We start from the raw sequence: 19,426 nt of genomic DNA, 5'->3' as shown, positions 1-19,426 counted from the left end.
GGCCCCCGGGCGTGAGGAGTCCAACGATGTCCACTGACCACGTAATCCTTGAGATGCGGTCCATCACCAAGGAGTTTCCCGGGGTCAAGGCCCTGTCGGACGTCTCCATCACGGTGAATCGCGGCGAGATCCACGCGATCTGCGGCGAGAACGGTGCCGGCAAGTCCACCCTGATGAAAGTGCTCTCCGGGGTCTACCCCTCCGGCACATACACGGGCGACATCATCTACCAGGGTCAGAACGTGCACTTCAAGGACATCCGCTCGAGCGAAGAAGCGGGCATCGTCATCATCCACCAGGAACTTGCGCTCATCCCGGAACTCTCCATCACCGAGAACATCTTCCTCGGCAACGAGCCGACCAAGTGGGGTGCAATCGACTGGATCACCGCCAAGAAGACGGCGCTCGAGTTGCTGGCGCGCGTCGGGCTGCGGGACGACCCCGACACCCTGATCAAGAACATCGGCGTCGGCAAGCAGCAGCTGGTCGAGATCGCCAAGGCCCTCAACAAGTCGGTCAAGGTGCTCATCCTCGATGAGCCGACCGCGGCCCTGAACGAGTCGGACTCCATGCATCTGCTGGACCTGATCCGCGGGCTGAAGGGCAGGGGAATCAGCTCGATCATGATCTCCCACAAGCTCAACGAGATCGAACAGGTCGCAGACTCGATCACGATCATCCGCGACGGCAAGACGATCGAAACCCTGAATGTCGTGGCCGACGGAGTCAACGAAGACCGGATCATCCGGGGCATGGTCGGGCGCAGCCTGGAGAGCCGTTTCCCGGACCGCACACCGCACATCGGCGAGGTCTTCTTCGAGGTGCGTGACTGGACCGTGCAGCACCCGCAGGTCGCCGAGCGCATGGTCGTGAAGGGTTCCAGCCTGAACGTGCGCAAGGGTGAGATCGTGGGCATCGCCGGCCTGATGGGCGCCGGGCGCACCGAACTGGCGATGAGCATCTTCGGGCGCTCCTACGGCAATTTCCTTTCCGGCCACCTCTACAAGGACGGAAAGGAAATCGTCCTGAAAAGCGTGGCCGACGCGATCGACCACGGCCTTGCCTACGTGAGCGAGGACCGCAAGGCACTCGGCCTGAACCTGCTCGACGACATCAAGCGTTCCGTCGTCTCGGCCAAGCTCTCGAAGATCTCGGCCGGGCAGGTCGTGAACGACTCCAAAGAATTCGGAATCGCCGAGCAATACCGCAAAAGCCTGCGGATCAAGACACCCAGCGTCAATGCGGGCGTCTCCAAACTCTCCGGCGGCAACCAGCAGAAGGTCGTTCTGGCCAAGTGGATGTTCACGGACCCTGACCTGCTGATCCTGGACGAGCCGACCCGTGGCATCGACGTCGGCGCGAAATACGAGATTTACGGCATCATCCAGCAGCTCGCCGAACAGGGCAAGGGAGTCATCCTGATCTCTTCTGAGCTCCCAGAGCTCCTCGGCCTCGCCGACCGGATCTACACGGTCTTCGAGGGTGCGATCACCGACTGCATCCCGGCGGAGTCCGCCGATCCCGAAACCCTGATGAAAAGTATGACCTCCGCACGGAAGAAGGTTCAGAGCATATGAGTGAAGACACGAGTACCCGCAGAGGCGCTCTTGGTGATCTGAAGAAGATCTTCGGCAGCGGCAGCTCGAACCTGCGGCAGTTCGGCATCCTCTTCAGCCTGATCGCCATCATTCTGCTCTTCCAGTACCTGACCGACGGACTGACGCTGTCGTCCGGCAACTTGATCAACCTGGTCAGCCAGTACTCCTATATCCTCATCCTCGCCATCGGCATGGTCATGGTGATCATCGCCGGCCACATCGACCTGTCGGTCGGATCCGTTGCCGCTTTCGTCGGCATCGTGGTGGCCACCGCGATGCGGGACTGGAACTTCCCGTGGCCGCTGGCCATCCTGCTCGGGCTGTTTGTGGGAATGCTGATCGGCGCCTGGCAAGGTGCGTGGGTTGCCTACGTCGGGGTTCCCGCCTTCATCGTCACCCTGGCCGGCATGCTCATCTTCCGCGGCGGCAACCAGGTCATCGGTAACGCCAACACGGTCCCCGTTCCTGACGGCTTCACGATCATCGGCTCCGGCTACCTTCCTGAGGTCGGCCCGAACACGGGCTACAACAACCTGACCCTGCTTCTGGGGCTCATCATCGTGGTCGCGGTCGTCTACTCCGAATGGCGTGCCCGCCGGGTTCAGAAGATCATGGGTTCGACGCCCGCACCGCTGTGGGTGAGCATCGTGAAAGTCGCCCTTCTCTGTGCCGTCATCGTCTACGCATCCGTCCTCTTCGCCGGTGGCCGCGTCGGCACAAGCTTCCCGGTCTCCGGAATCATCCTCGGAGTGCTCGTTCTCTTCTACGCATTCGTCACTCGTAACACGATCTTCGGCCGTCACGTCTACGCGGTCGGCGGCAACAAGCTCGCCGCCGAACTCTCGGGGGTCAAGTCCCGTCGGGTGAACTTCCTCGTCATGATGAACATGTCGATCCTCTCGGCCCTGGCCGGCATGATCTTCGTCGCCCGCTCGGTGGCCTCCGGCCCGCAGGACGGCCTCAGCTGGGAGCTCGACGCGATCGCCGCCGTGTTCATCGGTGGCGCGGCCGTGTCCGGCGGAATCGGAACCGTCGTCGGCTCCATCATCGGTGGTCTCGTCATGGCGGTGCTGAACAACGGCCTGCAGCTGCTGGGCGTCGGCTCCGACTGGGTTCAGATCATCAAGGGCATGGTGCTCCTGGTGGCCGTGGGTGTTGACGTGTGGAACAAGAGCCAGGGTCGTCCCTCGATCATCGGCCTCCTGACCCGGAAGAAGAAGACTGCCGAATTCCCGGCGGAACCACCCCTGGTCGTGCCCGACACGGGAACCCCGGAGAGCGCGCGGCCGCAAGCCACGCGGCCCAACTAGCCCAGATTTTCCCCTTCACCAAACCACAACGAACAGAAAGAAATCGACAATGCGAAAGATTCTTGCGACAACTGCGATCGCCGCAGTGGCCTTGATGGCACTCTCAGGTTGCTCCACCCGCACGGACACCGCCGGCGAAGACGGCGCTGCTGCCGGCTTCGCCCAGGATTCGGTCATCGGCGTCGCCCTCCCCTCAAAGACCTCTGAGAACTGGGTCCTCGCCGGCGGGCTCTTCGAAGACGGCCTCAAGGAGGCCGGCTACAAGGGCGACGTGCAATACGCCGGTGCCTCGACCACGGTCAAGGACCAGCAGGACCAGATCTCGGCCATGGTCACCAACGGTGCCAAGGTCATCATCATCGGTGCCGCTGACGGTGGCCAGCTCGCCACCCAGGTGCAGTCGGCCCGCGACGCCGGCGCCATCGTGATCGCCTACGACCGCCTCATCCTGAACACCGAGGCCGTGGACTACTACGTCGCCTACGACAACTTCAATGTCGGCGAACTCCAGGGCCAGGCGCTCCTGGACGGACTGGCCACGAAGAAGCCGGAAGGCCCGTACAACATCGAGCTGTTCTCCGGTTCCTCGGATGACGCCAACTCCGCCGTCTTCTTCGGCGGCGCGATGAGCGTGCTGCAGCCGAAGATCGACGACGGAACCCTCGTTGTCGCCTCCGGCCAGACCGACATCAAGCAGACGGCGACCGCCGGCTGGAAGGCTGAGAACGCTCAGAGCCGCATGGACGCGCTGCTTACCAGCACGTACGGCGACAAGACGCTCGATGGCGTTCTTTCCCCGAACGACACCCTCGCTCGTGCGATCATCACCTCGGTGAAGGCCGCCGGCAAGGACATCCCGGTCGTCACCGGGCAGGACTCCGAGGTCGAGTCGGTCAAGTCGATCATGGCCGGCGAGCAGTACTCCACCATCAACAAGGACACCCGCGTGCTCGTTGACAAGGCCATCGAGATGGTCAACGTTCTCCAGAAGGGCGACACCCCCGAGGTCAACGACACCGAGTCCTACGACAACGGCAAGATCGTCGTCCCGGCCTACCTGCTGCCCCCGGTCATCGTGACCAAGGAAAACGCGTCCGAGGCATACGCGAACGACCCGAACCTCGCCCCGCTGACCGAGTAACAACCCGGCAGTACATCTGCATCACAGCATCACAGCATCTCGACACCAGGGCCGGCTCCTCACGGGGGCCGGCCCTCTCGCGTGTCCGGCTCGCTGCCGCCGCCCGCAGGGTGAGGTGAGACCAAACTCCCCGACATCGTCAGCGCCCGCTTCGACGGGCTCGTCACCTATGCCGCGCTCCGGGAACGCGGCCTCAACTCACACGCCGTCGACGCCCTGATCCGCCGCGGTGAACTCGTGCGCACGCGCCGCGGCATCTACGTTTCGGGGGAGTTGCGGCGTTCCGCCGATCCCGATCAGCGCTACCGCCCGTTTGTGCTTTCGACGGTCGCGGCCGCGGGTCGGCCGCTCGTGCTGTCGCACGCGTCCGCGGCGAGCACGAGCTTTCTCGTGAGCGTCGCCATGATCGACCATGCCCTGCAGCTTCGACCGCTGGGATTGGGCGACCGCGTTCGCGGCGCGCCTCAGGGCGAGCGACACGCCGACAGGGTTTCCACAGGCTCGAGTTCTGCCCCTGCGCTGCCTGTGGATAACTTTGCCGCATTCCGCGTGATTTGGCTCGAATCGCATCCGTGGGGCTGTGCACAACCGGTGGAATGTCGGTGGATAACTACATACTTGTAACTACTGTATGTAGTGGCCATTCCCTTCGAGCATCACTAGATGTAGTATTGAAGTTCAACACACAGCACGCCTTGAACTTCAGATTTCACATGAAAACCGATTTTGAGCACTGATGTTTGAACCGATTTTGAATACTGATCCCTGAACGACGAGAAAGGCCCTCCATGGCAATCACGGTCTACACCAAGCCCTCCTGCGTGCAGTGCACTGCGACTTACCGCGCCCTGGACAACAAGGGCATCGAATACGAAATCCTCGACCTCTCGCTCGACGAGAACGCCCTGGAAGCCGTCAAGGCCCTGGGCTACCTGCAGGCTCCCGTCGTTATCACCGACGAAGATCACTGGTCGGGCTTCCGCCCCGACAAGATCAACGAACTCGCGCAGCGCCTCGCGTAGCACCGCGGCGCCAGGGGGTGGCGTCGCAACAGTCCGTAAAAAAGCGTCGTTTGGCGTGCCGACTTCTCAGCAACAGGAGGTGTTCCATAACCGATATCGTGTATTTCTCCAGCACCTCGGGCAACACGCACCGCTTCATTGAGAAGTTGGGTCGCCCGGCCGCTCGCATCCCGATCTACGCGCGCGATGAGCCGCTCCAGGTCAGCGAACCTTACGTGCTGGTCGTGCCGACGTATGGCGGCGGCGACAGCAAGGGAGCGGTGCCCAAACAGGTCATCACGTTCCTGAACGACGAGCAGAACCGCTCGCTCATCCGCGGCGTCATCGGCGCGGGCAACACGAATTTCGGCACCGGCTACTGCCTCGCCGGGGACATCATCTCCCAGAAGTGCAAGGTGCCCCACATGTTTCGCTTTGAAGTATTTGGAACTCCGGATGATGTGCGCATCGTCCACGACGGATTGGAATCATTTTGGAAGCAACAGCCGTGAAGACCATGGCTCACCCGGCTCCCGGCCTGGCGATGGATTATCACTCCCTCAACGCCATGCTCAACCTGTACGGCCCGAACGGGGAAATCCAGTTCGAGAAGGACCGCGAGGCTGCGCGGGAGTTCTTCCTGCAGCACGTCAACCAGAACACGGTGTTCTTCCACACGTTGCGCGAACGCCTCGACTACCTCGTCGAGAAGGAATACTACGAGCAGGCCGTGCTCGACCAGTACTCGTTCGAGTTCATCACCGACCTCAACAAGCTGGCGTACTCGAAGAAATTCCGCTTCCAGACCTTTCTCGGCGCGTTCAAGTACTACACCTCTTACACGCTGAAGACGTTTGACGGAAAACGGTACCTCGAGCGTTTCGAAGACCGAGTCGTGATGACCGCGCTGGGCCTCGCTCAGGGTGACGAGCAGCTCGCGATCTCCCTCGTTGAGGAGATCATCGCCGGGCGTTTCCAACCGGCCACCCCCACCTTCCTGAACTCCGGGAAGGCGCAGCGCGGGGAGCTCGTCTCCTGCTTCCTGCTCCGTATCGAAGACAACATGGAGTCGATCTCCCGCGGCATCAACTCGTCGCTGCAGCTGTCGAAGCGCGGCGGCGGCGTCGCGTTGCTGCTCAGCAACATCCGTGAGTCCGGTGCACCGATCAAGCAGATCGAGAACCAGTCCAGCGGCATCATCCCGGTGATGAAGCTGCTTGAAGACTCCTTCAGCTACGCCAACCAGCTCGGTGCCCGTCAGGGTGCCGGCGCGGTCTACCTGCACGCGCACCACCCCGACATCATGCGCTTCCTCGACACCAAGCGTGAGAACGCCGACGAGAAGGTGCGCATCAAGACGCTGTCCCTCGGCGTGGTCGTGCCCGACATCACGTTCGAGCTGGCGAAGAAAGACGAGGACATGTACCTGTTTTCGCCCTACGACGTCGAGCGCGTCTACGGGGTGCCGTTCGCCGACATCTCCGTCAGCGAGAAGTACCACGAGATGGTTGACGACCCGCGCATCAAGAAGTCCAAGATGAAAGCCCGCGACTTCTTCCAGACCCTCGCCGAGATCCAGTTCGAGTCCGGCTACCCGTACATCATGTTCGAGGACACCGTCAACGCGGCGAACCCGATCAAGGGTCGCGTCAACATGTCGAACCTCTGCTCGGAGATCCTCCAGGTCAACACCCCGACCACCTACAACGAGGACCTGTCGTACGACCAGATCGGCAAGGACATCTCCTGCAACCTCGGGTCGATGAACATCGCCCTGTCCATGGACTCGCCCGACTTCGGCAAGACCGTCGAGACCGCCATCCGCGGCCTCAGCTCGGTGTCGGAGCAGAGCCACATCTCCTCCGTTCGCTCGATCGAAGACGGCAATGACAAGTCGCACGCCATCGGCCTGGGCCAGATGAACCTGCACGGTTACCTCGCCCGGGAGCGTATCTACTACGGCAGCGAAGAGGGCATCGACTTCACCAACATCTACTTCTACACGGTGCTGTTCCACGCCCTCCGCGCCTCGAACAAGTTGGCCATCGAGCGCGGCAATGCGTTCGTCGGCTTCGAGGAATCCACCTACGCCTCCGGCACGTTCTTCGACAAGTACACCGACCAGATCTGGGAGCCGGCCACCGCGCGCGGCGCCGAGCTGTTCGCGCAGGCCGACGTGCACATTCCCACGCAGGCAGAGTGGGCCGAGCTCAAGGCAGCCGTTGTGGAGCACGGCATCTACAACCAGAACCTGCAGGCCGTGCCGCCGACCGGGTCGATCTCCTACATCAACAACTCGACCGCATCGATCCACCCGATCGCGTCGAAGATCGAGATCCGCAAGGAAGGCAAGCTCGGCCGCGTCTACTACCCGGCGCCGTTCATGACGAACGACAACACCGGGTTCTACCAGGATGCCTACGAGATCGGCTACGAGAAGGTCATCGACACCTACGCCGCTGCCACGCAGCACGTCGACCAGGGCCTGTCGCTGACGCTGTTCTTCAAGGACACCGCCACCACCCGCGACATCAACCGCGCGCAGATCTACGCGTGGAAAAAGGGCATCAAGACCATCTACTACATCCGTCTGCGCCAGATGGCCCTCGAGGGCACCGAGGTCGAGGGTTGTGTTTCCTGCGCTCTCTGAGTGAGTTTGCCCCGAGCTCCCCGAACCCGAGCTCTCCGAACGCTGAATCGCCTATGCACCGCCGACTAAGGAACAACCAATGATTGACAAGCTCAAGCTCGTCTCCCACGTTGACGCGATCAACTGGAACAAGATCGAAGACGAAAAAGACGTCGAGGTCTGGAACCGCCTCACGAACAACTTCTGGCTGCCGGAGAAGGTCCCGCTGTCAAACGACGTGCAGTCCTGGGCCACGCTCACCCCGGCGGAGCAGCAGCTCACCCTGCGCGTGTTTACGGGGCTGACCCTGCTCGACACGATCCAGGGCACTGTGGGTGCCGTGTCGCTGATTCCGGATGCGATCACGCCCCACGAAGAGGCCGTCTACACGAACATCGCGTTCATGGAGTCCGTGCACGCCAAGAGCTACTCCTCGATCTTCTCGACCCTCGCGTCGACGAAGGAGATCGACGAGGCGTTCCGCTGGTCGACGGAGAACGTCAACCTGCAGCGCAAGGCCGAGATCGTGATGAAGTACTACCAGGGCGACGACCCGCTCAAGCGCAAGGTCGCCTCGGTTCTGCTCGAGTCGTTCCTGTTCTACTCGGGCTTTTACCTGCCGATGTACTTCTCGAGCCGCGCCCGCCTCACCAACACGGCCGACCTCATCCGTTTGATCATCCGGGACGAAGCTGTACACGGTTACTACATCGGTTACAAGTTCCAGAAGGGGCTCGAGGCATCGTCGCAGGAGCGCCGCGATGAGATCAAGGATTACACCTTCAATCTCATGTTCGAGCTTTACGAGAACGAGATCCAGTACACGCAGGACCTCTACGACGAGCACGGCCTGACCGAGGACGTCAAGAAATTCCTGCACTACAACGCCAACAAGGCGCTGATGAACCTCGGCTACGAGGCCATGTTCCCGAAGACCGTCACCGACGTGAACCCGGCCATCCTGGCCGCGCTCTCGCCGAACGCCGACGAGAACCACGACTTCTTCTCCGGGTCGGGCTCCTCCTACGTCATCGGCAAGGCCGTCAACACGGAAGACGCCGACTGGGACTTCTAGTCCCGGGTGTGTGACCGCACCACCGACATCGACCGTTCCGGTCGAGATCGCCTGCTTCGCCGGGCGAACTCGACCGGAACGGTCTGTTTCGGTGGCCTACTCGGTGACTCATTCGGAGGCCGCCGCCGGCGCGGGGTCGTCGCCCCGGGACCAGGCGATCGCGACCAGCCGACGCAGAACACCGAGGTCGATGTCGTCGAGCTTCTTCACGTAGACGCACCCCGCCCCCTCCGTGTACGCGCCGAGCCGCGGGAGGAGCGCGGCGCCCTCGGGGAGGTCTTTGAGCCCGTAGATCGACAGTTGCGCCTTGCGCGGAGAGAACCCCGTCTTCGGCCAGTCGCCGCGGGTGCGCGGGTGCGCGGGTTCGCGGGCGACACGTAGCGGCAGCTGCCGTAGCCCACGGTCGATGGACCCCACGGGACAGGGTCGGCGCCCGTCACCTCGCGGAAGAGCGCGTCGAGGGCCTTGCCGTCCGCGCGGCGGCGGGCGGGCGTCGCGGCATCCAGGAAGTCCTCGACGGAGGCATCCGTCGGCTGCGTCTCGATTTCGGCCATGGCGCCATTATGGCGCGGGCACCCCTGCCGGCTCAGTCCCGAACGAATTCGACGGAGATTTTGCCAGAAACGATCCAAAATATTGTGAAACCTCACATTTTTCCGAAAATCTCCGTCGAATTGGTTCCACACCGGGGGTAGGTATCAGTGGCGTCTGCACCCGGGCAGACGGATGGCCGGAAGCGGTGCGCTTCCGGGCATCCGTTTAATGCGGCTGCTAGTTTCCGGCGTGAATGTCCGCGTCGGCACCGGCCCCCGCGTCGGCACCGGCACCGGCGTCAGCCTCGGCAGCCACGTGTGCCTGGACCCGCTCGGCGATCTTCTGGACCACGCTGCCGTAGTCGCCGCTGAGGGCGGATTCTTCGAGCTTCTGCGCTGCGGCCTCCTGCTCGGCGGCGGGCGCGTTCTTCAGCTCGGCCAGGTCGGCCTGCAGGTCGGCCGGCAGGTTGTCGAGGAGCGCGGGGTTGTCCGCCAGCTTGAGGGCCAGTTCCGTCACCGAGGATCCGGCGTCCGCGGTCGGGTCGGTGTCCGCGGTGCCCGGCGCGGTGCCGAGGTCACTGCCCAGGGCGGCCTCCACGGCGGCGGTCAACGGGTGCTCCGGGTTGTCCCGCACGGCCTCGGCGATCTTCGTGATCTCCTCGCCGTAGCCGCCGGCCAGCGCGGTGGTGCGCACGGTGTCGACGGCGGCGGCCCGGTCGGTCGCCCCGGAGGCGTCCATGAGCGCGGTCAGGTCATCCTGCAGGTTCGCCGGCAGGGTGTCGAACAGCTCGGCGTGCTCGGAGAGGGTGGTGGCCACCTTCTGGGCCTTCACATTGCCGCTCTGCCCGTGGGAAAGGTCTGCGCGAAGTTCGGCCGAAAGCGACGCCAGGAATTCGCCGTTCGCCGTGGCGCCGGCATCCCCGCGCGTGCCGGCACTCGAGCTGAAACTCGTTGTGGGCTCGGCGCTCTGAGGGGCGGCGGTGGCGCCCTGCGCGCCGACGCCGAGAAGGGCTCCGGCGGTCAGCACGGAGGCGGCGCCGAGGGCGACGCGCTTGGTGCGGGAGGTGTCGGCTGCCGGGGAGATCGAGTGCTTGTTCAAAGTGGATCCTTTCGATTGCGGCGGCCGGTCGGCGAAAAACCGATCGACCGTTCGTAGTCATCGGAGGAGTTTAGGTACCGGGAGTGGGGGGCCGGTCCGTGCGGGCTGGGAATCGGGTTGGCTGCCCAGCCGTTCCGGGCGGGTGTGTCACCGGGCCCCGTCACCGTCCGGTGCGCGCACATTCGGGCCAGGGATACCGCCTGATCAGGGATTGAGAGTGCCAGGTCACGGGTGTTCGCCCGGCCGGACGACCGGACCCGGCGGAGCCCCGGGACCTCGGGGCGATTACGCTCTGCGCGGAGAAACCGGCGGAGAAACCAGCGCGGAAACGCGAACCGTCGGGACCGCTCAGGGCGTCGGCAACAGCCCGTGCTTGCGGCAGGGCTGGCCGCCGACGAGGTTCAGGCACGAGTTGAACGCCGTGGGATAGCCCACGGCCTCCGACGCCCCGAACCACTGGTTGTAGAACCGCCAGAAGTTCAGGTTGCCGTGCGTCGAGCATCCGTCACCGTCGGTGCCCGGGCGTGCCAGCGCGGCGGAATTGGGCTGGTACGGCGTGTAGTTGTAGAGGTTCGCGGTGGCCTGGTTCTCGATGGTGAGGGAGGACGCCCCGCAACTCGCATCCGGATTGAAACCCACGCGCACGGTTCCGATCTTGTAGGCGCGCTCGGGCTCCTGGGTGTATTGCCGGAACTGCCAGGCGGCACGGTAGACCTGGTTGAAGAAGCCGAAGTACGCTGTGTCGCAGTCGGCCGTGTCGGGGCAGCCGTAGCCGGTGGCGCGCAGATAACCGGATGCGCTCGGCCGGGTAAGCAGGGACTGCTCCTTCTGCAGCAGCACGAGCAGCACCTTCGGGCTGATGGAGCAGGCCGCGGACACCTTCGCGATGATGCGGGCGGCCGACTCGTTGCGGCCCCCGGGGTAGGCGGTGCAGTGCCCCTCGCCGTGGGCCGGCTGGGAGATCGTGTTCTCCTCGTAGTCGGCCAGGCACGGTGAGCCGTCACGGGGGATGCAGGAGCGCTCCCCCAGGAACGACTGGATCTCGCCCTCGTCCAGGGAGTCGGCGTTGTAGAAGTTGTAGTCGCTGATGATCGCACCGGGGGCGAAACCGGTAGGCGCGGCTGCTTCGTCGGTGGTGTGCACCGACGCGGCCAGCGCCAGGCCAGCGCCAAGCACGGCCAGAGTGACGACCACCGCCAGTGCGGTCTGTCGTCGACGCGGCGTGCCCAGGTACGTCATAGGGGAGACCTTACCGGGGCGCTGCGGGAAGGGGCTGGGAGCAGGCGGCCGACACGCAGCAGCGCGCGCGTCGCGACCCGGGCCCCCGGAGTAGCTTGGGGTCATGCCTGACACACAGCCAGAACAGACTCCCGTTTCCAGCGACAGCATCGTCGTCGGACACGACGGATCGGGTCACGCCGATCACGCCGTGACCGTGGCGCTCGACCTCGCCGAGCAGCTGCACGCACCGGTCGTGCTGGTGCGCGCGTGGTCCATCGACACGGCGCCGCGCCCGGCCAACTGGGAATTCGGCTATGTCGCGTCGATCGAGGACTATGCCGACGCGGTGCGCATTGAGCTCGGCGAGGCCGTGATGGCCGAGGTGGCCAAGCACCCCGACGTGAAGGTCACCTACCGGGCTGTCTACGCCAGTCCGTTGAATTCCCTGATCGACGTGTCCCGAGGCGCACGGATGCTCGTGGTCGGCTCCCGCGGCCGCGGCGGCCTCAGCGGCATGCTGCTGGGTTCCGTGAGCGAACAGTGCGTGCGGCACGCCAAGTGCCCGGTGCTGGTCGTGCGCCCGAACACCTGAGCCGACCGCCGGCGGCGGTCGGCTCCAGTCAGCTCTGGTCGGCGTCGATCCGGTTGCCGACCGCGAACCAGGCGACCGCCCCGAAGACCGGCGCGCAGACGACGGCCAGCACCCAGCTCGCCCGCGCCGCCTGCCGCAGGTGGATGGCCCGGCTGATCTGTGTCAGGGCGGCGGCGATCAGCGCCGCGCTGCCCAGAACGGCGAGGCCGCCGAGTCCGAGTGCTGCCGTCTGCACCATGCCTGCACTATCGATCATTACGACCTCCCCTGTTGAACCCCCCTGAGACGCCCGTTTTCCCCAATCACAGCGTCCCGTGCCTAAACCATACCAAACGGTATCTTCTGTGGGGTCGATTGAGGTCGATTGAGGCAGATTGGTGCCGATTGAGGCAGAGACGATACAACGGATGCGCGGGGCCGTGTGCGACCCCGGTTCGGGCAGTCGCTACGCTGGAAACCGGAATAACCGAGGAGTGGAATGGCGCAGCAACAACGGGCGATCGGAACGCGGGCCGCGATCATCCGAGGTGCGGCGGTCGCCTTCCGGGAGCACGGGTACGGCAGCACGACCCTGGCCGGACTGGAAGTCGCCGCCGGAGTGAGCAAGGGCGCACTCTATTTTCATTTCGCGTCCAAGGAGGCGCTCGCGCTCGCCGTGATCGAGGCGCAGCACGAGGCCTCGATCGGCTTGGGCCAGAGGCTGCTGGACGGCACGACGCCCGGGTTGCAAGCCCTCATCCTGATGACTTTTGAGCTGGCGGCGCAGGTGCGGGACGAGCCGGTGGTGAGTGCCGGCATCCGTCTCACCATGGAGGCCTCCAATTTCTCGGTGCCGGTGGTCGGTCCGTTCCATGACTGGATCGATGTCTGCGGGAAGGTGCTGCGACGCGCGATCGATGAAGGAGACGTTTCGGCCGATCTGAATGTAGAGGCCGCCGCGCACTTCATCAGCCCCGCCTTCACGGGCGTGCAGACCGTCTCCCAGGTGCTCACCGGGCGGGCGGACCTCTTCCAGCGGGTGGAGGAGATGTGGGCGCTGGTGCTGCCGGGCCTGCTCCCGGCCGGGCTTCCGGACGAGCGGCGGGCGAATCTGACCGCCCTGCCGGCCCAGGTACGGGCGAGCTGCGCCGCGGGCCCGGGCGCTGCGGGCGGGGTAGTGGATCGGGCCTAGGACCCAGCCGAAGCGGTCGACCCTCCGGCGGACGCGCGTGCCCGGCGGGAGCGCCACCACGCCCAGACCGTAGTCAGGATGCGCTTGAGGGCCACCGCGATGCGGTGCGCGGTGGGGAATTCCGTGCCCAGGATCGCGATTCCGAGGAAGACGACCAGCCAGCCGGGCCCCGGCAGGGGCACCAGGAGGAGCCCGATGACGGCCACCGTGGAGCCGAGCACGCCGACCACAGTGCGGTAGAGCCAGCGCAGCCGCGGATGCTGGTCCACCCAGGCGCGGCTCCGGCGCAGGAAGCGCCGGATCGGGTGCGCGGAAGTGCGTTCGCTGGCGATATCGCGCTGCAGGATGACGGTCATTCGCTCAGGTTAAGCGGGGTCGCTGGGAACCTGCTGCGCGGGCATCCGTCGCCGCTGTCGCCCCCATCGCCGCGGCGTGGCACGGGCCTCGGGGGTACTGTGTGTGGCATCTGGAGCAACATCCGGGTAACCACATCCGGGTGACTGCATTCGGGTAACCACATCCGGGTGACCACATTCGGGTGACCACATTCGGGTGACTACATTCGGGCAACACGGAGGAGACGAATCATGGCCGCACTTGCAAAACGCGAGCGTTTCGAAATGCCGGAGCCGGTGCGGCGCTTTTTCGACGGCGACTGGGACACTCCGGCCCTGCGGGTGGAGGAATTCCGCGACGGCGGCAGCCTGGTTGTGAGGGCGGAATTGCCCGGAATCGACCCGGAAAAGGATGTCGATGTGTCGGTCAGCGACGGCGTGCTGCACATCCAGGCCGAGCGGCAGGAAAAGACCGAGCACAAGGACAAGGACGGTTACCGGACCGAGTTCCGGTACGGCTCATTCACGCGCGACATTGCGCTGCCCCGCGGAGCCAAGGAAGAGGATGTGACGGCGTCCTACCGGGACGGCGTGCTCGAGGTGCGCGTGCCGGTGCCCGAGGGTGCCGAGGAGCCGAAGAAGGTGCCGATCGCGCGAAGCTGAGCCGGTCGGGCGCCCGCGCGCTCGGCGAGAGTCGCCGATTGTGCCGAGAGTCCCCGTTGCACGGGCGATTCTCGGCACACGAGGCGACTCTCGACGATGCGGGGACCCTCCAGCCCCGAATGGGGGACGCAAAGCGCCACTTCTCTTGACTCGCGTCGCCTTAACCGGTTTAGTTAGCTGTACCAAACCGGTTCAGGCTGAACCAGGAGAGAAGAAATGACGTACAACGCTGTTCGCTCACAGTCCCCCCGCCCGCGATCTCTGAAAGCCGTGGCCCTCACCGCCGCGGTCTCGCTGCTCCTGCTCGGAGCCGGCACCGCCGCGGCCGCCGCGGCATCGCCATCCGGTGCAGCCGGCGCATCCGGTGCACCGGCCGGAGTCGCCGCCACCCGGCCCGCCGCCGCGGCGTCCGCGCCGCTGACCAACCTGTCCCACCTCACGTTCCTGCTCGACACCGTGCCGCTGGCCACGGTGGAGGGGCACACCACCTACGAAATCGACGCGGAGCCCACCGCCCAGGCGCCGTGGACCTACGCCGATAAGCAGGCCGACGGCAGTTACGGCCGGGTCGGCGGCGGGTCGCTCGACCCCTCGACCGGGCACTGGAGCCAGGGCGCGTACAACGCCGACGACATCGCCCGCACCGCGGTCGTCTACCTGCGCCACTGGCAGCAGACCGGTGATGAGACCAGTCGCGAGCACGCCGTGCAGACGCTGCGCTCCCTCACCTACCTGCAGACCACGACCGGTCCGAACGCCGGAAACGTCGTGCTCTGGCAGCAGCCCGACGGCACCCTCACCCCCAGCGCCACCCCGGTGGAACTGCCCGACCCGAGCGACTCGGCCGAGTCCTACTGGGTGGCCCGCACCGTGTGGGCCCTCGGCGAGGGCTACGCCGCGTTCCAGGCTGCCGACCCCGACTTCGCCGCGTTCCTGCAGGACCGCCTGCACCTCTCGCTCGACTCCCTCGAGCGTCAGTCGCTCGCAAAATACGGCACCTTCGACGTGGCCGACGGCGTGAACGTGCCGGCCTGGCTCATCGCGGGCGGGGCGGATGCCTCCGCCGAGGCCGCGCTCGGCCTCGCCGCCTACGTCACGGCCGTCCCGGACGACGACACCGCGCGCACCGCGCTGACCCGGCTCGCCGAGGGTGTCGCCGGGATGTCCTCCGGCTCCGCCACCGAGTGGCCGTTCGGCGCGATCATGCCGTGGAACAAGTCGCAGACCCTCTGGCACGCCTGGGGCGGACTGGCCCCGGCTGCCGTCGCCACCGCGTCCACGGTGCTCGGACGCTCTGACCTGCTCGGCGCCGCCGTCAAGGACGCCGCCCAGTTCACCCCGCAGCTGCTGGCCGCCGGCGGACCGGACAACGCCTGGAGCCCCACCCCCGGTGAGGCCCAGATCGCCTACGGCGTCGACTCCCGCGTGCAGGGGCTCGTCGCCACCGCCGCGGCCGCGAGCGCCCCGGGGCTGCTCGACCTCGCCGCAGTGACCGCCGCCTGGTTCTTCGGCGCCAACCCGAACGGCGCTCCGGCCTACAACCCGGCAACCGGCACCGCGATCGACGGCATCGAAACCGACGGCCGGATCAACCCCAACTCCGGCGCGGAATCCACCATCCATGCCCTGATGACCATGCTCACCCTGGACGCGAATCCGTCGCTGAAGGTCAAGGCCCTCGGCATCGACGAAACCGTCTCCACCGTCGGGCTCAGTGTCGTCGAGGCCGAGTCCGGCACCATCACGGGCGGCGGGTCAGTGGTCACGCCGCCGTCGTCCTGGACCGGCGAGGCCAACCTCTCCGGCGGCGCCTACGTGGCGCTGGGCGCGGGCGACTCGCTGAGCATCCCGGTTCCCGCTGCCGACCAGGCTCGCAATGTCTTCCCGATCGTGAATCAGGCCGAGGCGGACTCCGGGGCCACAACCTGGGCGTCGGCGACGTCGACGCTGGGCAGCACGAGCAACGGCGGCGCGGGTGCTCAGGGCATCACGGATGCCCCCGGACGCCTGTTCCCGCTCACGCTCGAGCTGGCTCTGCCGGGGGCGGACACCGCGGTCGTCGGCATGGCCGACGGGGCGGCATCCGTTGACGCGCTGCTGATCCAGCCGCTGATCTCGACGATCACGGTGACCGGGTCGGCGGGGGAGTCCACGGTGTACGTCAGCGCGGCGACCGAGACCAGCGTGCGCACGGTCGGCGTGCCACGTGGCTACCGGCTGGCGCAGGAGGCGTTCGATGCGACCGGCCAGTTCGTCGCATCCGTCGACAAGAAGGCGCCGAAGAAGGGAACCGTGACGGTCGCCGCCGGCGGGTTCACGGTGGCGAAGCTGGTGCGCAAGTAGGGGCCGGCGCCCTCGGGCTTGCCTGCGCGTACCCGTGCCCGCGCGACGAGAGTCGCCGTTGATGCCGAGAGTCCCCGTTGCAGGGGCGACTGTCGGCAGAAACGGCGACTCTCGGCGGTGGCGGTGGCGGTGGCGGTGGCGGTGGCGGTGGTGGGGGGGCAGGGGCAGGTGGCAGGGGCAGGGGCTAGGGGAGCGGCAGTGGCTCGGGGTCGACACCGAGGGTCGTGAGCATGGCCTCGACCTGATGCCGGACCTGGTCCCGGATGCGACGCACCTCTGGGGTCGGCTGACCGGCCGGGTCGGCCAGCTCCCAGTCCTGGTAGAGCTTGCCCGGATAGACCGGGCAGGCGTCGCCGCAGCCCATGGTGACGACGACGTCGGCGGCCTGCACGACGTCATCCGTCAGCGGTTTCGGGAACTCCTCGTCCAGGTTGAGGCCGAGTTCGGTCATCACCGCCATCACCGTGGGGTTCAGTTCCTTGGCCGGCGCTGAACCGGCCGAACGCACGTGCACCCGACCGCCAGACAGGGCCTGGGTCAGCACCGCCGCCATCTGGGACCGCCCCGCGTTCTGCTCGCAGACGAACAGGACCTCGGGGACGTCCTTCGCGATCGCGCCCTTTGCCTGGGCCAGAGCGGTCAGGCGGTCGGTGGCGTAGCGCCCCGTGTTGGTCACGAGGAATGCCGTGACCGTCGACGTGCGCAGGAGCGACGTGTACGACTCGAGCACGTACCGTTCGATCGTCTCGGCGCCGAACACGCCCGAGAACCGGTCGGTGAGATGCGCGGCCAGCCGTCGCAACGACTCCTCGGGGAAGGCCAGTCCGGGCAGTGACCGACGCGCGCTCAGATCGCTCATGGCGGGTCGGACCTAGACCTGGGCGGGGAGGATTTCGGCGAGCAGGCCCTGGATGCGGGCCTTGATCTCGTCGCGGATCGGACGCACGGACTCGATGCCCTGGCCGGCCGGGTCGGCGAGTTCCCAGTCCTCGTAGCGCTTGCCGGGGAAGATCGGGCAGGTGTCGCCGCAGCCCATGGTGATGACGACGTCCGACTCCTTCACGGCCTCGGTGGTGAGGACCTTCGGCACATTGTTGGCGATGTCGATGCCTTCCTCGGCCATGGCCTCGATCGCGACGGGGTTGATCTGGTCCTTGGGCGCGGAGCCGGCAGAGAGCACCTCGACACGGCCCTCGGACAGGGCCGTCATGTAGCCGGCGGCCATCTGAGAGCGGCCCGCGTTGTGCACACAGACGAAGAGAACGGTGGGCTTAGCGGTCATGATCGGTGGTTCCTTCTTGATTTTCGGGGGGTGGACGGCGGGGCGGTGTACAGAGATCAGACCCGGTCGGGAAGCGGGTCGGCGGTGACGTCGGTGACGTCGGTGACGTCGGTGTCGGCGGTGACGTCGGTGTCGGCGGTGACGTCGGTGTCGGCGGTGACGTCGGTGTCGGCTGCGGCGGTTGCCTGCGCCGCGGCCCCTGAGAACAGCCGCGGCCGCAGCCACAGCGCCACATAGACGAGGGCGACGAGCGCCGGCACCTCGATCAAGGGGCCCACGATGCCCGCCAGGGCCTGGCCGCTGGTGGCGCCGAAGGTGCCGATGGCCACCGCGATCGCCAGCTCGAAGTTGTTGCCCGCGGCGGTGAACGCCAGGGTCGTGGTGCGCTCGTAGGAGAGCCCGGTGAGCTTGCCGGTGGCGAATCCGGCGGCGAACATGACAGCGAAGTAGACCAGCAGCGGCAGGGCGATCAGGGCCACGTCGAACGGGCGGTCGATCACCTGGCGGCCCTGCAGGGCGAAGAGCAGCGCGATCGTGAACAGCAGCCCGTAGAGGGCGAACGGGCTGATTTTCGGCAGGAACCGGCTCTCGTACCAGTCGCGGCTGCGGGTGGCCTCGCCGACCCGGCGGGACAGGTAGCCGGCCAGCAGGGGAATGCCGAGGAAGACGAGCACGCTGACGGTGATCGCCCAGATCGAGAACTCCGCGCTCGTGGTAGACAGGCCGAGCCAGGCGGGGAGCACCTGGAGGTAGAACCAGCCCAGCGCGGCGAACGCGATGACCTGGAAGACGGAGTTGAGGGCCACCAGGAAGGCGGCGGCCTCGCGGTCGCCGCAGGCCAGATCGTTCCAGATCAGCACCATGGCGATGCAGCGGGCAAGGCCCACGATAATCAGGCCGGTGCGGTATTCGGGCAGGTCCGGCAGGAAGATCCAGGCAAGGGCGAACATCAGGGCGGGCCCCAGCAGCCAGTTCAGCACCAGCGAGGAGACCAGGAGGCGGCGGTCGCGGGCGACTGCGCGGGCATCCGTGTAGCGAACCTTGGCCAGCACCGGGTACATCATCACGAGCAGCCCGATCGCGATGGGCACGCTGACCGAGCCGATCGTGAACGCAGCGAGCAGGTCGCCGACGCCGGGTGCGACGACCGCCAATAGCAGGCCCAGGGCCATTGCCGCGAGGATCCAGACCGGCAGGAGACGGTCGACGGCCCCGAGCCGCGCCGGGGCGATGGCGTTTTGCGCGGCAGCCGGCTGCACGGTGGGCGGGGCGGTGGGGCGGGAGGTGGTCGATTCGGGGAAGGGCATGTGGCTCCGTGAGCAGGTAAGACAAAAATCGGCGGGTGGGACATAAAATCAGAGGTGTCGATAGGGAGTCTTCCCCAATGCATCGATGGATGTCAATTTATGGGAGATACTGTTCAGATGTCGTTC

Annotated in this window: 20 protein-coding genes; 12 read left to right on the top strand and 8 right to left on the bottom strand. The window is 66.0% G+C overall.

Annotated elements, in window-relative coordinates:
- Window positions 1-26 precede the first annotated feature (26 nt).
- The 8 genes from mmsA (at window position 27) to nrdF (ending at window position 8,754) form a co-directional block, all read left to right on the top strand.
- Window positions 27-1,577: a multiple monosaccharide ABC transporter ATP-binding protein gene (gene mmsA, locus E3N86_RS04040; RefSeq protein WP_104099279.1), complete on the top strand. Its 1,551-nt coding sequence runs from the start codon at window positions 27-29 to the stop codon at window positions 1,575-1,577.
- On the top strand, window positions 1,574-2,908 hold the full coding sequence (gene mmsB / locus E3N86_RS04035; protein WP_134511374.1) for a multiple monosaccharide ABC transporter permease: 1,335 nt from the start codon (window positions 1,574-1,576) through the stop codon (window positions 2,906-2,908). Before mmsA ends, mmsB begins: the two co-directional genes overlap by 4 nt.
- Before the next feature lie 49 nt (window positions 2,909-2,957).
- On the top strand, window positions 2,958-4,049 hold the full coding sequence (locus tag E3N86_RS04030; RefSeq protein ID WP_104099277.1) for a sugar-binding protein: 1,092 nt from the start codon (window positions 2,958-2,960) through the stop codon (window positions 4,047-4,049).
- Window positions 4,050-4,184: 135 nt separating this feature from the next.
- Entirely contained in the window at window positions 4,185-4,673 is a 489-nt protein-coding gene (locus E3N86_RS17765; RefSeq protein WP_134511382.1) for a type IV toxin-antitoxin system AbiEi family antitoxin domain-containing protein, read from the top strand.
- 164 nt (window positions 4,674-4,837) lie between these two features.
- Window positions 4,838-5,071 carry a glutaredoxin-like protein NrdH gene (gene nrdH / locus E3N86_RS04020; RefSeq protein WP_104099275.1) on the top strand — a complete coding sequence of 78 codons (234 nt, stop codon included), beginning with the start codon at window positions 4,838-4,840 and terminating at the stop codon, window positions 5,069-5,071.
- An 86-nt stretch (window positions 5,072-5,157) separates the two neighbouring features.
- Window positions 5,158-5,562 carry a class Ib ribonucleoside-diphosphate reductase assembly flavoprotein NrdI gene (nrdI, locus tag E3N86_RS04015; protein WP_134511381.1) on the top strand — a complete coding sequence of 135 codons (405 nt, stop codon included), beginning with the start codon at window positions 5,158-5,160 and terminating at the stop codon, window positions 5,560-5,562.
- Between the two features lie 5 nt (window positions 5,563-5,567).
- On the top strand, window positions 5,568-7,700 hold the full coding sequence (nrdE, locus tag E3N86_RS04010) for a class 1b ribonucleoside-diphosphate reductase subunit alpha (RefSeq protein ID WP_134511380.1): 2,133 nt from the start codon (window positions 5,568-5,570) through the stop codon (window positions 7,698-7,700).
- A gap of 79 nt (window positions 7,701-7,779) precedes the next feature.
- The gene (gene nrdF, locus E3N86_RS04005) at window positions 7,780-8,754 is read left to right on the top strand and encodes a class 1b ribonucleoside-diphosphate reductase subunit beta (RefSeq protein ID WP_104099273.1); all 975 of its coding nucleotides are present in this window, start codon (window positions 7,780-7,782) and stop codon (window positions 8,752-8,754) included.
- Window positions 8,755-8,862: 108 nt separating this feature from the next.
- Here nrdF and E3N86_RS04000 read toward each other — a convergent pair whose 3' ends face one another.
- The 3 genes from E3N86_RS04000 to E3N86_RS03990 form a co-directional block, all read right to left on the bottom strand.
- Window positions 8,863-9,171 (bottom strand): DUF1801 domain-containing protein, encoded by a 309-nt coding sequence (locus tag E3N86_RS04000; RefSeq protein WP_241985934.1) that lies wholly within the window; start codon window positions 9,169-9,171, stop codon window positions 8,863-8,865.
- A 354-nt stretch (window positions 9,172-9,525) separates the two neighbouring features.
- The gene (locus E3N86_RS03995; protein ID WP_134511373.1) at window positions 9,526-10,386 is read right to left on the bottom strand and encodes a hypothetical protein; all 861 of its coding nucleotides are present in this window, start codon (window positions 10,384-10,386) and stop codon (window positions 9,526-9,528) included.
- A gap of 348 nt (window positions 10,387-10,734) precedes the next feature.
- Complete coding sequence (locus E3N86_RS03990; RefSeq protein WP_174842994.1) at window positions 10,735-11,625, bottom strand: hypothetical protein; 891 nt, start codon at window positions 11,623-11,625, stop codon at window positions 10,735-10,737.
- A 103-nt stretch (window positions 11,626-11,728) separates the two neighbouring features.
- Between E3N86_RS03990 and E3N86_RS03985 the strand changes: the two genes are divergently transcribed.
- Window positions 11,729-12,199, top strand: a complete 471-nt coding sequence (locus E3N86_RS03985) for a universal stress protein (protein ID WP_134511372.1) — start codon at window positions 11,729-11,731, stop codon at window positions 12,197-12,199.
- Window positions 12,200-12,227: 28 nt separating this feature from the next.
- On the opposite strand, the gene E3N86_RS03980 is transcribed toward E3N86_RS03985, so the two are convergent.
- Window positions 12,228-12,455 carry a PLDc N-terminal domain-containing protein gene (locus tag E3N86_RS03980; RefSeq protein WP_134401149.1) on the bottom strand — a complete coding sequence of 76 codons (228 nt, stop codon included), beginning with the start codon at window positions 12,453-12,455 and terminating at the stop codon, window positions 12,228-12,230.
- A gap of 222 nt (window positions 12,456-12,677) precedes the next feature.
- Here E3N86_RS03980 and E3N86_RS03975 point away from each other — a divergent pair, with 222 nt between their 5' ends.
- The gene (locus E3N86_RS03975; RefSeq protein WP_134373941.1) at window positions 12,678-13,370 is read left to right on the top strand and encodes a ScbR family autoregulator-binding transcription factor; all 693 of its coding nucleotides are present in this window, start codon (window positions 12,678-12,680) and stop codon (window positions 13,368-13,370) included.
- On the opposite strand, the gene E3N86_RS03970 is transcribed toward E3N86_RS03975, so the two are convergent.
- Window positions 13,367-13,726 carry a TIGR02611 family protein gene (locus E3N86_RS03970; protein WP_134373943.1) on the bottom strand — a complete coding sequence of 120 codons (360 nt, stop codon included), beginning with the start codon at window positions 13,724-13,726 and terminating at the stop codon, window positions 13,367-13,369. The two genes, E3N86_RS03975 and E3N86_RS03970, sit on opposite strands and share 4 nt — an antisense overlap.
- Before the next feature lie 231 nt (window positions 13,727-13,957).
- On the opposite strand from E3N86_RS03970, the gene E3N86_RS03965 reads away from it, so the two are divergent.
- Window positions 13,958-14,368: an Hsp20/alpha crystallin family protein gene (locus E3N86_RS03965; RefSeq protein ID WP_134511371.1), complete on the top strand. Its 411-nt coding sequence runs from the start codon at window positions 13,958-13,960 to the stop codon at window positions 14,366-14,368.
- 216 nt (window positions 14,369-14,584) lie between these two features.
- Window positions 14,585-16,711 (top strand): hypothetical protein, encoded by a 2,127-nt coding sequence (locus E3N86_RS03960; RefSeq protein ID WP_134511370.1) that lies wholly within the window; start codon window positions 14,585-14,587, stop codon window positions 16,709-16,711.
- Between the two features lie 184 nt (window positions 16,712-16,895).
- Here E3N86_RS03960 and E3N86_RS03955 read toward each other — a convergent pair whose 3' ends face one another.
- From E3N86_RS03955 to arsB, 3 genes are read right to left on the bottom strand one after another with little or no spacing between them, the layout of a single operon-like run.
- Window positions 16,896-17,570 carry a three-helix bundle dimerization domain-containing protein gene (locus E3N86_RS03955; RefSeq protein ID WP_134511369.1) on the bottom strand — a complete coding sequence of 225 codons (675 nt, stop codon included), beginning with the start codon at window positions 17,568-17,570 and terminating at the stop codon, window positions 16,896-16,898.
- 12 nt (window positions 17,571-17,582) lie between these two features.
- A complete protein-coding gene (locus tag E3N86_RS03950; RefSeq protein WP_104099282.1) occupies window positions 17,583-17,993 on the bottom strand; it encodes an arsenate reductase ArsC in 411 nt (136 codons plus the stop codon).
- Window positions 17,994-18,049: 56 nt separating this feature from the next.
- Window positions 18,050-19,300, bottom strand: coding sequence for an ACR3 family arsenite efflux transporter (arsB, locus tag E3N86_RS03945; RefSeq protein WP_134511368.1), 1,251 nt, complete (start codon window positions 19,298-19,300; stop codon window positions 18,050-18,052).
- Window positions 19,301-19,426: the final 126 nt, after the last annotated feature.

This window comes from Cryobacterium sp. Hz7 (assembly GCF_004402815.1).
Classification (GTDB): domain Bacteria; phylum Actinomycetota; class Actinomycetes; order Actinomycetales; family Microbacteriaceae; genus Cryobacterium; species Cryobacterium sandaracinum.
Note: the sequence above shows the minus strand (reverse complement) of the source record. Positions and strands in the feature narration are given on the sequence as shown.

Coding starts and splice junctions, on each gene's coding strand:
- mmsA (WP_104099279.1), top strand. CDS start 27: ATGTCCACTGACCACGTAATCCTTGAGATGCGGTCCATCACCAAGGAG.
- mmsB (WP_134511374.1), top strand. CDS start 1,574: ATGAGTGAAGACACGAGTACCCGCAGAGGCGCTCTTGGTGATCTGAAG.
- E3N86_RS04030 (WP_104099277.1), top strand. CDS start 2,958: ATGCGAAAGATTCTTGCGACAACTGCGATCGCCGCAGTGGCCTTGATG.
- nrdH (WP_104099275.1), top strand. CDS start 4,838: ATGGCAATCACGGTCTACACCAAGCCCTCCTGCGTGCAGTGCACTGCG.
- nrdE (WP_134511380.1), top strand. CDS start 5,568: ATGGCTCACCCGGCTCCCGGCCTGGCGATGGATTATCACTCCCTCAAC.
- nrdF (WP_104099273.1), top strand. CDS start 7,780: ATGATTGACAAGCTCAAGCTCGTCTCCCACGTTGACGCGATCAACTGG.
- E3N86_RS03990 (WP_174842994.1), bottom strand. CDS start 11,625: ATGACGTACCTGGGCACGCCGCGTCGACGACAGACCGCACTGGCGGTG.
- E3N86_RS03985 (WP_134511372.1), top strand. CDS start 11,729: ATGCCTGACACACAGCCAGAACAGACTCCCGTTTCCAGCGACAGCATC.
- E3N86_RS03980 (WP_134401149.1), bottom strand. CDS start 12,455: ATGATCGATAGTGCAGGCATGGTGCAGACGGCAGCACTCGGACTCGGC.
- E3N86_RS03975 (WP_134373941.1), top strand. CDS start 12,678: ATGGCGCAGCAACAACGGGCGATCGGAACGCGGGCCGCGATCATCCGA.
- E3N86_RS03970 (WP_134373943.1), bottom strand. CDS start 13,726: ATGACCGTCATCCTGCAGCGCGATATCGCCAGCGAACGCACTTCCGCG.
- E3N86_RS03965 (WP_134511371.1), top strand. CDS start 13,958: ATGGCCGCACTTGCAAAACGCGAGCGTTTCGAAATGCCGGAGCCGGTG.
- E3N86_RS03960 (WP_134511370.1), top strand. CDS start 14,585: ATGACGTACAACGCTGTTCGCTCACAGTCCCCCCGCCCGCGATCTCTG.
- E3N86_RS03955 (WP_134511369.1), bottom strand. CDS start 17,570: ATGAGCGATCTGAGCGCGCGTCGGTCACTGCCCGGACTGGCCTTCCCC.
- E3N86_RS03950 (WP_104099282.1), bottom strand. CDS start 17,993: ATGACCGCTAAGCCCACCGTTCTCTTCGTCTGTGTGCACAACGCGGGC.
- arsB (WP_134511368.1), bottom strand. CDS start 19,300: ATGCCCTTCCCCGAATCGACCACCTCCCGCCCCACCGCCCCGCCCACC.